Genomic DNA, 12618 nt, shown 5'->3' with positions numbered 1-12618 from the left:
TCGCTGATCCGGTTCAGTGGACAAACCAGTATCAGGACAAATACTCGCGCCAGGGCGCCAGAGCAACGTCCGCAGCGGCCTGGAGCGCGGTCTTCATGGCCTTCGGGTCCGCGTGTTCGACACCGTCCAGCAATACCTGGAGCGCGCCGGTCAACGCGCCGACGAATGCGCCGGTCAACGCGGCGGCGCTCACCTCGTCAAGTTGTTCCGGAAATGCCTCGGCCAGGTGCCCGGCTATTTCCCGCTGGGCGTCCAGCTGCATTTGCAGTGCGCGACCGCGCACCGAGGGGACCGTGCCGATCAGCCGGGTGCGCAGGGCCGCGAGCGGGCTCACCATGTCGTCGCTCGCCTCGCTCGCGGTGGTCAGCGCACGCAGCAGCACCGCGATCGGCCCCTCGTCCGGCGCCTTGTTCGCGATGGCGTCCAGCGTGGCGGCCACCCTGGCGTCCGACTCCGGGAAGAGCAGCTCCTCCTTGGTCGCGAAGTAGCTGAAGAACGTCCGAGTGCCGATCTCGGCCGCGGCGGCGATGTCGGCGATGGTCGTCTCGTCATAGCCCTTGCGTTGGAACAGGTCCGTCGCCGCCTCGACCAGGGCCTGGCGGGTGCGAGCACGCTTGCGGTCACGGAGGGACATGGCCGTTAGCTTACGACACTCGACGCGGATCGACACTCGGCGCAGGTATGCACTCATTGCAAACTTGCACTCAGTGCTGTTATGGTCGTGGCATGGACGTACTCATCTCCGGTGCCGGCGTGGCCGGCACGACACTCGCCTACTGGCTGGCCCGCAACGGGTTCCGGCCCACGGTCGTCGAGCGCTCCCAGGGCCTGCGCTCCAGCGGCAACCCCGTCGACGTGCGCGGCCCGGCCGTCCCGGTCGTCGAGGCCATGGGGGTCGTGCCGCGGTTACGCGAGGTCGCCACGCACGCCACCAGGATGCTGATCCTCACCGGCGAGGGCCGCGAGGTCGCCACGGTCGGCACGCCCGCGGCGAGTGGCAACGAGGTCGAAGTGCCCCGAGCCGACCTCGCGGCGGTCCTCCACGACGCCGCCCGGGACCACGCCGAGTTCCATTTCGACGACACCGTCACCGCCCTCCACCAGGACGAACACGGCGTCGACGTCACGTTCGACCGGGCGGCGCCCCGCCGTTTCGACCTGGTCGTCGGTGCGGACGGGCTGCACTCGACCGTGCGGCGGCTCGTGTTCGGGCCGGAGCGCGACTTCGTGGACCCCGCAGGCATGCTCGTCGCCACGACACCGCTCGGCGAGACCGTCGACGACCCCGAGGAGGTGCTGATCCACAACACGCCCGGCAGGCTCGTCTCGATCCACCCCGGCCGCGACCAGGCACTGGCCGCCTTCATCTTCCGGAGTCGCGCCGAGTTCGACTACCGGGACATGGCCCAGCACAAGCGAATCGTCACGGACGCGTACTCGGACGTGGGCTGGCGCGTCCCCCAGCTCCTCAAGCGGCTGAACGACGCCGACGACGTGTTCTTCGACGCCGTCAGCGTGGTGGACCTGCCGGCGTGGTCGCGGAACCGCGTCACACTGCTCGGCGACGCGGCCTCCTGCGTGTCGCTACTCGGCGACGGCTCCAGTCTCGCCATCGCCGGTGCGCACAGCCTAGCGACCGCACTCGCCGAACGGGCCGACCACGCGGACGCCTTGCGGCACTACGAGACCGTGCACCGCGCCAGGGTGGCATCGAAGCAGCGTGGAGTCCGGCGGGCCGGCGCCCTGCTCGTGCCGAAGACCAGGACCGGTCTCGCCATCCGCAACCTGGCCGCCCGCCTCTGGCCCGGCAGCCTCTGACCCGGCAGCCCCTGACCCGGCGCAACGAAGGCGTCCTTCAGTACGCCCAGCGTTACGAAGGCTCCCATCAGTACGCCCGACGTCACGCACGCCCGACGTCACGCACGCCCAACGTTACGAAGGCGTCCTTCAGTGCGTCCAGCGTTACGAAGGCGTCCTTCAGTGCGGTTGGTCCTCGTCTGCGGCCAGTGCGGACTTCTTCCGGCCGTAGGTGAAGTACACGACCATGCCGATCACGAACCAGATCGCGAAACGCAGCCATGTCTCGGGCTTCAGGAACGTGATCAGCCAGATCGAGAACACCACGCCGATGACCGGCACGACCGGCATCCCGGGGGTGCGGAACGTGCGCGGTAGGTCGGGCCGCCGGTACCGCAACACGATCACCGCCACGCACACGACCACGAACGCCAGCAGGATGCCGATGTTGGTCAGTTCCGCGGCCTCGCCGATCGGCAGCAAACCCGCCAGCACCGCGGACGCCCCACCGATGATCCACGTCATCCGGCTCGGCACGCGGCGACGCTCGTTCGTCTTCCCGAACCACCTCGGCAGCAGTCCGTCGCGGCTCATCGAGAAGCCGATCCGGGCCGCTCCCATCATGAACGTGAACAACACGGTCAGGATGCCCAGGATCGCGCCGACCGCGATCACCAGGCCGAGCCACTTCAGCCCGACGTCGGCGAACGCGCTCGAGAACGCGGCCTCCGGGTTGATGTCCTGGTAGTTCACCATCCCGGTCAGCACCAGGCACGCCAGCACGTACAGCACCATCGAGATCGCCAGCGAGTAGATGATCGCCTTCGGCATGTGCCTGGTCGAGTCCGTCGACTCCTCGGCCGCCGTCGACATCGCGTCGTAGCCGAACACCGCGAAGAACACCGTCGCCGCGCCGGTGAAGGCGCCCGACAGGCCGAACGGGAAGAACGGGGTCCAGTTGTCCGAGCTGATGTGGAACACACCGACGGCGATGACCACCAGCACGATGAAGATCTTCAGGTACACCAGCAGGGTCTCGAACCTGGCGGCGTTCTTCATGCCCTGGTTGAGGACGAACGCGATCAGCAGGCACAGCACGACGGCGAACAGGTTGATCTTGTACGAGCCCGACGCGACGCCGTCCGGCTCGGTGCCGGGCGCGCCGGACATCCACAGCGGCAGCTTCACGTCGAGGAAGCCCAGGAGGTCGTTGAAGTACCCCGAGATGCCGATGGCCACGACCGCGACGATCGCGGTGTACTCGAGGAGCAGGTCCCAGCCGATGAACCAGCCGACCACCTCCCCGAGCACCGCGTAGCCGTACGTGTAGGCGGAACCGGCACGCGGGATCAAACCGGCGAACTCGGCGTAGGAGAACGCGGCGGCGGCACTGGCGATGCCCGCGACCAGGAACGAGATGACCACGGCGGGCCCGGCCGTCTCGTTGGCGACCGCGCCGGCCAGGGAGAAGATCCCCGCGCCGATGATCCCGCCGATGCCGATCGCGGTCAGCTGCCACAGGCCGAGCGTTCGCGCGAGACCGCCGCTGTCGACCGACTCGATGTCGTCGACCGGCTTGCGCCGGAAGATCCCGGTCATGGCCATGTCCGCCTCGCCTTCCCCGAGCTGATCTCCCCAAGTAGACATACTCGCCGTCCGGCGAAAACGCAAACGCCACCCAAAGAATGCACTATGCATCCTTTTGTTATTAATTTGTCCGAGGTATCGCGCCGACGGTAGAATTCAGGCGGCACGCACCCTGCCTGGAGTTTCTTCCTCTCCTCCCGAGAATGTGAGGGCTCGACGATGCGTCCTTTCCGGTTCAGATCGATTTTCGCGACCACTCTGCTGGCCGCGGGCCTGGTCACGGTGGTATCCGGGGCACCCGCCCAGGCCGCCGTCGCCTTTTCCAGCACGATGGTCAACCAGGCGAACGGCAACTGCGCGACGGTCCCCAACGGGAACAGCGCGGTACAGCTGACGCGGACGGCCTGTGATTCCGGCGCAGGCCAGTCGTTCGCGTTCACGCTCGTGTCCGGTGACGTCTACACGATCGCCACGATGACGGCGGGCAGCTGCCTCGACGTCTCCGGCGCGTCCACATCGGACAACGCGGCCGTGATCCAGTACTCCTGCCACAGCGCGACCAACCAGCAGTTCCGGCTGACCGCGCTGGGCAGCAACAACTTCACCGTGGCGGCCGTCCACTCCGGCAAGTGCGTCGCGGGCGACAGCACGGCCCTGGTGCAGCTGCCGTGCAACTCGGCGACGACCAGGGTGTGGCGGCTCCCCGGCTTCACCGGTGGCGGCACCGGCGGCGCGACGTTCGTCAACCCGCTGAGCGCGCACGGCCCCGACCCGTGGCTCCAGTACTACAACGGCTACTACTACCTGGCCACGACCACGTGGAACCGGACGATCACCATGCGCAGGTCGCGCACGCTCGGCGGCCTCGCGTCCGCCACCGAGACCGTCATCTTCAACCTGACCAGGCCCAACGGCGCCGGCACGATGTGGGCACCGGAGTTCCACCTGCTCAACGGGCCGAACGGACAGCGCTGGTACTTCTACTACGTGGCCGGGCAGGAGCCGTACAACCTGGGCACGCAGCGGATCCACGTGCTGGAGAGCGCGGGCCTGGATCCCATGGGCCCGTACACGTTCAAGGCGGACATGCTCGACCCGCAGCAGGACAACACGTGGGAGCTGGACCCGAGCATCATGCAGCTCAACGGTCAGCTCTACCTGCTCGGCACGTTCTACAACGGCTCGCAGCCGAACTTCATCCGCCCGCTGTCGAACCCGTGGACCGCGAGCGGCACCCGCCGGATCCTGTCGTCGCCGACGAACAGCTGGGAGACCGTCGGCGGCGCGGTGAACGAGGGCGCGGAAGTGTTGCAGCACGGTGGGAAGACGTTCATCGTGTTCTCCGCGAGCCACTGCTCCACCCCCGACTACAAGCTCGGCATCCTGACCTACAACGGCGGTGACCCGCTGTCGCAGTCCTCGTGGGTCAAGTCCTCGCAGCCGGTCTTCCAGCGCAGCAACGCGAACGGTGTGTACGGGCCGGGGCACAACGGTTTCTTCAAGTCGCCGGACGGCACCGAGGACTGGATCGTGTACCACGCGAACAGCTCCTCGAGCGGCGGCTGCGACATGAACCGCACGACCCGCGCACAGAAGTTCACGTGGAACGCCGACGGGACACCGAACTTCCGCACCCCCGTCTCGCTGAGCACCCGCCTGCCGGTCCCGTCGGGCGAGCCAGCGTCCTGACCGGCCCCCTGCTCGTGGGTGGCAGCACGCCACCCACGAGCGGGGTCGCTCAGCTGACCACGACGCGGTCGATGTCCGGCGCCCAGCCGGACGGGTTGGCGAGCCGGATGGTGTTCGTGCCTGCCGCCAGGGTGAGCGTCGCGGTGACCGATCCGACCGTGTCCCAGCCACCGGTGCTCGGCGTGCTGACCGTGGTCGCCGTGCCGTTGTCGGCGCTCACCGCCACCGAACGGTTCTCCCCCGACGCGTAGTAGATCGTCACCCGGTGGGTACCCGCCGTCGCGGTGATGTTGTTGAGCTGCAGGTAGTTCGCCGTGCCGTTGCCGACATAGCCCACCACCGCACCACCGGACGCACCCGAGCTGTTGCGCCGCACCGCCTGCCCGGCCAGGGTGTTCGCGGTCGCCTCCGCCTCGTAGGACGTGCCCGTCTGGGCCTGCCCCACCTGCGCGCGCCAGGCGTCGTTGGCGTGGACCACCGAGAAGGTCAGCGACGGGCAGTCGAAGCGGCTGCCGGACGGCGGGGACGCGAGCGAGGAGTTGGTCGGGCTCGCGGGCACCCAGTTCCCGTTCTGCTGCACCAGCATGTTCGACGCGTCGATGGTCGCGCCCTGCAGGTCGCGGCAGAAGTAGCCGGCACCCGTCGACGGGTTCACCGTCGTGTAGATCTCGAAGAAGTCCCACGTCGAGCCGGGGATGTCCTTCGTGCCGGTGCTCGTGTAGAACACGTCCCACGCACCGGTGCGGTAGTTCATCAGGTACGCGGTCCACGTGTTGGCCGTGGTCGACGTGCGGTGTTCGTCCATTGTGTACACACGCCGACCGTCGACCACCGTCGTGTACGTGGCTTGGAACGCCGCGTCCATGTCGACGACCTTGCCGATGGTGTCGCGGCCGCCGCACCAGTCCCACGCCCACAGCTTCGGACCAGACGGCGTGTACGCCGTGGTCATCTCCAGGCAGGCGTTGCCCGGCGGGAGTGCCGTCGGGGCGTACACGTAGTCGCCGCCGGTGGTGGTCACGTTCAGCACGGTGTGCGTCGCCCGCAGGCCCGTGCTCGCCGTGTCGTTGAAGAACGTGCCCCACGCCGTGTGCAGGTCGGCGCGGGCGATGCGGGCCTCCGTCAGCTCGCGGAACCGCACCGCCGCGTCACCGGCGGACCGCACCGCGGCGGAGCCCGTGAGCCCCGGCACGACGCCCTGCGCGGCCACCGCCGGTGTCACGTCCACAAGGGACAGCGACAGGGCCGCGAGCAGTATCCAGGCACGCATGTCAGCTCACCACGATTCGGTCGATGTCGGGTGCCCAGCCGGAGGCGTTGCCGATTCGGATGGTGTTGGTGCCTGCCACCAGGGTCAGTGTCACCGTGACCGAGGCGGGCGTGTCCCAGCCGCCTGTGCTCGGGGCGGTGACGGTCGTGGCCGTGCCGCCGTTGGCGCTCACACTCAGGGACCGGCTGTCCCCTGACGCGTAGTACACGGTCACGGCGTGGGTGCCCGCCGTGGCGGTGACGTTGTTGAACTGCAGGTAGTTCGCCGTGCCGTTGCCGACATAGCCCACCACCGCGCCACCGGAGGCACCCGACGAGTTGCGCCGCACCGCCTGGCCGCCCAGGGTGTTCGCGGTCGCCTCCGCCTCGTAGGACGTGCCGGCCGGTGTGCTGCCCATGCGCCAGTACACCGTGTAGCGCTGGTGGTGGGTCACGTAGTACGGCAGCAGGGTCACCGCGCCCGTGCTCGCCGTGCCCGTGAAGCGCAGCGGGTTCGTGCTGTCCTGTACCAGTGTGTTCGTCTGCAGTGTCGGCAGGGTGCCGTTGAGGTCCGTCGAGCCGTACTGGCCCGCGAGCACGATCGCGCCGTACCGCACTGCGCCGATCGATGCGTTGTCGTTGGCGCGCGGGAAGGTCAGGGTCGCCGGGACCGCGACCTCCACGACGTCGCCGGACGCCCAGGTCCGGTCGATCGTCGCGTACGCGCCCGCCGCCACGTTCTGTGGCGTGCCGTTGACCCGCACCACCGCGCCAGAGGTCCAGCGCGGGATACGGATCTTCAGCGCGATGTGGCCGGAGCCCGTGACCGTGAGACGGGTGGTCGGCGAGGACGGGTACGTGGTGTCCTGGCGGATCGCGATGTTCCGGCCTGGCCATGTCAGCACCGACGGGACGAACAGGTTCACGTACAGCGTCTCGCCGGCGTGGAAGTAGATCGAGTCGGCGAACTTCGTCTGCGACTCCATGCCGGTGCCGTGGTCGCAGGTGAAGCTGTTGTAGTCGTTGGAGTAGGTCTTGATGCCGCCCGCCCGCAACGGGTTGTAGTACGTCACGAAGCCGTGGCCGGAGCTGGGGTCCTGCTCGCCGAGGATCTGGTTGTACAGGGCCGACTCGTAGTAGTCCATGTACTCCGCGGCGCTCGGGTTCGTGAAGAACAGCTGACGGGTCAGCTTCAGCATGTTGTAGGTGTTGCAGACCTCGCACGTGCTGTCCGACAGCTGGGTGGAGATGGCGTCGGGAGTCTGGAAGTACTCACCGTTGGAGTTGCCGCCTATCACGTACGTGTGGTGGTCGATCACCATGCGCCAGAAGTTGACCGCGATGTCCCGGTAGCGGGTGTTGCCGGTCGCGTGGTACTCGCGGATCGCACCGAGGATCTTCGGGATCTGGGTGTTGGCGTGGAACCCGGACAGCCGGTCCTGGTTGGCGGCCAGCGGGTCGAGGATCTGCGCGTGGTCGAACCGTTGCGCCGTCGCGAGGTGGTCCGCGGTGCCGGTCAGCTGGTACAGGTTCGTCAGCACCTCGGGCATGCCGCCGAACTCGGTGCGCAGTGTCTGCTGCATCTGGCTGGTGGACAGCGGGTCCGTGCGGGTCTTCACCCAGGCGGCCTTGCGCAGCAGCACGTCGAGCGCCTGCTGGTTGCCTGCCAGCAGGTACTGGTCGAGCAGCCCGGCCATGATCTTGTGCAGTGTGTAGTAGGGCGCCCACACCGACTGGCCGCTTTCGAGGCGGTCGAAGAAGTTCTCCGGGTATGCCGACAGGTAGCCGGTGTGGAAGCCCTGCTGCGGCGACCGCGCCTGGCACGCGGCGAGTGAGGTGACCAGGTAGTCGCCCTTGGTCTTGTACTGCGTGTCACCGGTGTTCGCGTAGGCCTGTGCGAGGCCGGTCAGCAGGTGCCCGGTCGAGTGGCCGCGCAGCTCGGTGGTCGGGGTCTCCCAGCCGCCGCAGGCCTGTGCGGAGGTGGACAGGCCCGCGGTGAGCCGGAACGTGTGCAGCAGCCGGTCCGCGTCGACGAACCGGAAGTAGGCCAGCTGGCGGTTCATGTTGTCCAGGAACGGGCCGGACTGCAGCCGGACCGAGCCGAGGGGGAAGGCGAACACGGACACGCCGATGTCCGTGCGGGCGGCGGTCGCGGCGACTGCCTCACGGGCGAGGGTCGGCGCCAGCGCGGCACTCGCCACGAGCGCGCCTGCGGTTCTCAGGACGGTACGACGGTCGAACGATTGCATGATCGCGCCTTTCGAGGGGGCCGCCGACCGCACTGAAGGACGCCTTCATAACGCTGGACGTACCGAAGGACGCCTTCGTAACGTTGGGCATGCTGAACGTCGGGCATGCTGAACGTCGGGCGTACTGAAGGACGCCTTCGTAACGTCGAGCGTTACGAAGGACGCCTTCAGTGCGGTCGGGTTGGGGCCGGTTGGGGTTAGCCCGCCAGGTTGATCGTTACGGTGTTCGCGCTGGCGGTGACCGTGCGTGTGCTCGAGTTGTAGGTGCCGCCGCTGACCGACGTGACGCCTACCGTCGCGAAGATCGGCAGCTGGATGCTGACCGTGCCGCCGGGCAGGCTGCCCGACAGCGACACCGTCACGACCCGCGCGCCACTCGACCCGCCCACCGCGATCGTCACGCCGTACGTGGAGCGGCTGCCCGTCGACACGTCGTAGGTGTTGGTCAGGTTGCCGACCGACATCGTCTGCCCAGGTGCGACCCACGTGTTCGGCACTCCGCGCCCGACGTAGAGCGGCCTGGTGAACGTGTACGGCCCGGAACCGGTCGACGCCAGGCCCTCCGCCACCAGCGACTCCAGCAGACCCTCCTGCTGCCCGGCGATCGGCCACGCGTACGGGCACGCGCCGAACTGCGGGCCCGCATGGCTGCCGATCCACGGGTTGTTGGCGTTCGGTCCGCTGCCGTTGGCCTCCCACCAGGCGTTCGGGCCGCCGGTGGTGGTCCGCAACTGCCAGGCGTAGCTCGTGATCGGCAGGTCGCGGTAGTTGTTGGAGTACAACCCGTCCGACGAGTACGACGTGTTGTACGCGGTCGAGTACCCGTTGAACGCACCGAACGTGGGATACGGGTAGCCGTTGGCGGACAAGCGGTTGAAGCCCCACTGGTACATGCGGTCGATCTGGCCCGGGTCACCCATGATGCCGCTCAGCGTGCCGCCGGACAGCATCGTCGACCACTGGTTCTGCCCGACCCAGCCGGGCGAGGCCCAGTTCGCGTCGTTGAACGTGTTGCAGCGGTTGGCGCTGTTCGGCCGGTGCACCTCACACGGCAGGTAGTTGAAGCCGTTCGTCGACTGGTTGCGGCCGACGACCGTGTTCAGCGAGCTGAGCAGCGTGTTGTAGGCGCCGTTCGCCCAGGTCGCCTCGGCGGTCTGACCGATCTTCGTCGCGATGTACTTGTACGACGCCAGCATCTGCAGCGCCGAGAAGTTGCTGAACAGCCAGCGGCCGGTCGAGTCGTTGTCGAAGTTGGAGCGCAGCGTGCCGTCGGTGTCCAGCTGCGCCGGGTACCGCACCCGCGCGATCGTGTACAGGCTCGGACCCCACGGCGAGGCACTGGACTGGTCGTCGCGGAAGTACTGGCTGACGAAGGCCGTGTCGTTGGTCTTCTGCAGGTAGGTCGCCCACGTGCCGACCGTCTTCCACACGCCGTCCCAGTACCAGTTCGCGCCGACCTCGTCCCAGCCGGTCTGCTGGGAGATCCGTGCGGTCAGCAGGAGGTTCCTGGCGTCCCGGAAGTCGCCGGTCAGGAACTTCGCCGTCAGCTCGCCCGGCACGTCGTGGTTGAGGATCCAGTTGTAGTTGTTGGCCCCGGAGAACTGCGCCTTGCCGACCTGCATGATCAGGTTGTAGATCGTGCCTGCCTTGTAGGCGTTCGTCATCGCGGTGCCGGGGTTCGCCAGGTTGCCGGTGTTGGGCAGCGTGGTGTTGGGCAGGCTGAACGTGTTCGTCTCGGCCAGCCGCGAGTTCCAGTACGACACCATCTGGTTGTAGGCGGTGTCGTAGTTCGGCGCGTTCGACGACAGCGTCGTGCCCGTCGGGTAGGCGGCGCCGTTGCCGAAGTTGTCGACGGCCACCACGAAGTCGTGGTTGCTCGTCTGGCCCGCTGCCACGGTGTCCGAAGTGGAACTCGTGAGCCGCACCAGGTTCGGGCCGGAGCCGCCCGGTGGGACCGTCACCGACGACGAGCCGTTGTTGGTGATCGCCACCCGCGTGTAGACCAGCATGAACGCGTTGCCGTTGATGGTGACCCGGTTGGCGAAGTTCTTGATGACGATGCCGACGTTGCCCGAGGTGCGGCTGGTCCGCATCGCGGGTAGGTAGCCGTTGTCCTCGGTCCACTGCACCGACTGCGCGCCCGGGTTGCCGCCGTAGGTGTACGCACTGAACGAGTACATCCCGCCGCACAGTCCGTTGTAGGTGTTGCTCACGCCCCGCGCCCAGAACGAGCCGGACAGGAACGTCGTCACCGGCCAGTAGTTGCCGTCCCAGCCGATCGCCGTCGTGTTCTGGAAACCGAGGCCGTACGGGTCGTTCGGGGTCTGGAAGTTCGTGCCGTACGACCTGGGCAGGCTGGAGTTCCTGCACGCGTTGGGCGCCAGGTTGGGGATGGTCTGGTAGGTGTCACTCGTGCCCGGGTTGAAGCCGGGCAGGCGCCACGCCAGGCTGGTCGAGCAGGGCAGTTGGACCAGCGTGCTGCCCGACGGCGCGACGCACTTGCCGGAGCCGACCGCGATCACGGTGAAGGTGTTGGTACCGGTGGACTGCAGCCGGAACTGCTGGTTGGCCGCGCTGTGACAGGCGTACTGGATCACCGCGGCGTTGTCCGAGGTGGACGCGCCGGAGATGTCCAGACAGCTGCCCGAGGTGAACGTGGCGATGGTGTAGACGTCGCCGGACACCGGCGTGAAGGTGTAGGACTGACCCGCGCCGGAGTTGCAGGCCGACAGGGTCAGCTGCACCGCACTCGTGCCGCTGGGCACGGTCGCGCAGTTCCCGTTGCCGGTGTTGACGATCGTGGACGTGAACGCGGTCGCGGCACTGGCCGGAGCCGTCACCACGAACCCGGCCGCCAGTGTCGTCAGCGTCAACAACACCAGGTGTCTCTTCTTCATCGAAGCCTCACTTCGCGTGCTCAGAAAAGGAAGGTGCCGTAGGGACCGTTGAGGATCGCGGTCTTCTGGCTCTGGTTGAAGTGGGTGTTCGGGTAGCTGTAGAAGGACGCGGACATCGGGGTGCCGTCCGTCGACGACGAGTCCGGCAGGCCGAACGCGTGACCCAGCTCGTGGACCATCCCGCCGTACCAACGGTTCATGGCCCCGCCGAGACCCGCGGCGCCGTCCGCGTCGTGCTGGCAGAGGATCACCCAGCCACCGCCGCCACCGCCGCCCGCCCCCTGGCCCTCGGCGATGACCTCACCGACGTTGAGCCACCGGCTGTCCGGGGCACGCAGGTCCAGCCTGCGCAGCAGCTCCTGCTGCATGTTGAACACGGCCCACCAGTAGCGGTCGCTGCCGTTCGGTGTGTTCTCGTACCAGCTCTTCACGTGCTCGCCGACGACCACCTCGACCACGACGCTGTTGAGCCGGAACGTCTTGCCCAGCTCCTGCAGGTAGTACCGCTGTGCCTCACGCATCACGTTCGCGATGCCGTCCGGGTACCGCTGGTCGTACGGCACGTCGGACGGGCGCAGCAGGAACACCCGCACCGTCCTGGTCGGCGGGTCCTGCGTGCCACCGCCGCTCGTGAAGCCGGGCACCCGCCACACCCGGTCCGCCGAGGTCGAACACGGCAGCTGCACCAGGTTGGCGCCGGACAGGGCCACGCACTTGCCGGAGCCGACGGCCACGACGTTGACGTTCGTGCCGACCGCCTGCAACCGGAACTGCTGGTTGCCCGCACTGTGGCAGGCATACTGGATCACGGCGGCGTTGTCCGAGGTGGACGCTCCCGAGATGTCCAGGCAGCTACCCGATGTTAGCGTTCCCACGCGGTAGGCGTCCGACGAGCCGGACACCGGCGTGAACGTGAACGACTGCCGGGCGCTGGCGTCGCAGGTCTGTGCGACCAGCTGCAGAGCACTGGTGCTCGCGCCGCCCGGCACGGCGGCACAGCCACCACTCGCCTGGTTGACCAGGGTACTCGTGAAGGTGGTCGCCGCAGCGGCAGGCAGCGCGGACACCAGCCCGGCCACCAGGCCGAGCACCGCGAGCACAACCAGCCGCACGAGCCGCCTCGGGCTTCGAACCATGACAGGACGCGTCAT

Annotated in this window: 8 protein-coding genes; 2 read left to right on the top strand and 6 right to left on the bottom strand. The window is 67.9% G+C overall.

Annotated elements, in window-relative coordinates:
• Nucleotides 1–31: 31 nt before the first annotated feature.
• Complete coding sequence (locus CLV71_RS36190) at nucleotides 32–634, bottom strand: TetR/AcrR family transcriptional regulator (protein ID WP_133907407.1); 603 nt, start codon at nucleotides 632–634, stop codon at nucleotides 32–34.
• A 92-nt stretch (nucleotides 635–726) separates the two neighbouring features.
• Between CLV71_RS36190 and CLV71_RS36185 the strand changes: the two genes are divergently transcribed.
• Nucleotides 727–1818 carry an FAD-dependent monooxygenase gene (locus CLV71_RS36185; RefSeq protein ID WP_133907406.1) on the top strand — a complete coding sequence of 364 codons (1092 nt, stop codon included), beginning with the start codon at nucleotides 727–729 and terminating at the stop codon, nucleotides 1816–1818.
• Between the two features lie 159 nt (nucleotides 1819–1977).
• On the opposite strand, the gene CLV71_RS36180 is transcribed toward CLV71_RS36185, so the two are convergent.
• The gene (locus CLV71_RS36180; protein ID WP_133907405.1) at nucleotides 1978–3402 is read right to left on the bottom strand and encodes an amino acid permease; all 1425 of its coding nucleotides are present in this window, start codon (nucleotides 3400–3402) and stop codon (nucleotides 1978–1980) included.
• 201 nt (nucleotides 3403–3603) lie between these two features.
• Between CLV71_RS36180 and CLV71_RS36175 the strand changes: the two genes are divergently transcribed.
• Nucleotides 3604–5073, top strand: a complete 1470-nt coding sequence (locus CLV71_RS36175) for a family 43 glycosylhydrolase (protein ID WP_133907404.1) — start codon at nucleotides 3604–3606, stop codon at nucleotides 5071–5073.
• 49 nt (nucleotides 5074–5122) lie between these two features.
• On the opposite strand, the gene CLV71_RS36170 is transcribed toward CLV71_RS36175, so the two are convergent.
• From CLV71_RS36170 to CLV71_RS36155, 4 genes are all read right to left on the bottom strand, one after another.
• Complete coding sequence (locus CLV71_RS36170) at nucleotides 5123–6343, bottom strand: carbohydrate-binding protein (protein WP_133907403.1); 1221 nt, start codon at nucleotides 6341–6343, stop codon at nucleotides 5123–5125.
• Nucleotide 6344: 1 nt separating this feature from the next.
• Nucleotides 6345–8570, bottom strand: coding sequence for a beta-L-arabinofuranosidase domain-containing protein (locus tag CLV71_RS36165; protein ID WP_243867072.1), 2226 nt, complete (start codon nucleotides 8568–8570; stop codon nucleotides 6345–6347).
• Between the two features lie 197 nt (nucleotides 8571–8767).
• Nucleotides 8768–11467: an RICIN domain-containing protein gene (locus CLV71_RS36160; protein ID WP_208297922.1), complete on the bottom strand. Its 2700-nt coding sequence runs from the start codon at nucleotides 11465–11467 to the stop codon at nucleotides 8768–8770.
• 20 nt (nucleotides 11468–11487) lie between these two features.
• Nucleotides 11488–12618, bottom strand: coding sequence for an RICIN domain-containing protein (locus tag CLV71_RS36155; RefSeq protein ID WP_243867070.1), 1131 nt, complete (start codon nucleotides 12616–12618; stop codon nucleotides 11488–11490).

It is taken from the genome of Actinophytocola oryzae, assembly GCF_004364325.1.
GTDB classification, from domain to species: domain Bacteria; phylum Actinomycetota; class Actinomycetes; order Mycobacteriales; family Pseudonocardiaceae; genus Actinophytocola; species Actinophytocola oryzae.
Note: the sequence above shows the minus strand (reverse complement) of the source record. Positions and strands in the feature narration are given on the sequence as shown.

Bases quoted from the DNA above. Each gene is read 5' to 3' on its own strand.
- CLV71_RS36190 (WP_133907407.1), bottom strand. From the start codon at position 634: ATGTCCCTCCGTGACCGCAAGCGTGCTCGCACCCGCCAGGCCCTGGTC.
- CLV71_RS36185 (WP_133907406.1), top strand. From the start codon at position 727: ATGGACGTACTCATCTCCGGTGCCGGCGTGGCCGGCACGACACTCGCC.
- CLV71_RS36180 (WP_133907405.1), bottom strand. From the start codon at position 3,402: ATGGCCATGACCGGGATCTTCCGGCGCAAGCCGGTCGACGACATCGAG.
- CLV71_RS36175 (WP_133907404.1), top strand. From the start codon at position 3,604: ATGCGTCCTTTCCGGTTCAGATCGATTTTCGCGACCACTCTGCTGGCC.
- CLV71_RS36170 (WP_133907403.1), bottom strand. From the start codon at position 6,343: ATGCGTGCCTGGATACTGCTCGCGGCCCTGTCGCTGTCCCTTGTGGAC.
- CLV71_RS36165 (WP_243867072.1), bottom strand. From the start codon at position 8,570: ATGCAATCGTTCGACCGTCGTACCGTCCTGAGAACCGCAGGCGCGCTC.
- CLV71_RS36160 (WP_208297922.1), bottom strand. From the start codon at position 11,467: ATGAAGAAGAGACACCTGGTGTTGTTGACGCTGACGACACTGGCGGCC.
- CLV71_RS36155 (WP_243867070.1), bottom strand. From the start codon at position 12,618: ATGACGCGTCCTGTCATGGTTCGAAGCCCGAGGCGGCTCGTGCGGCTG.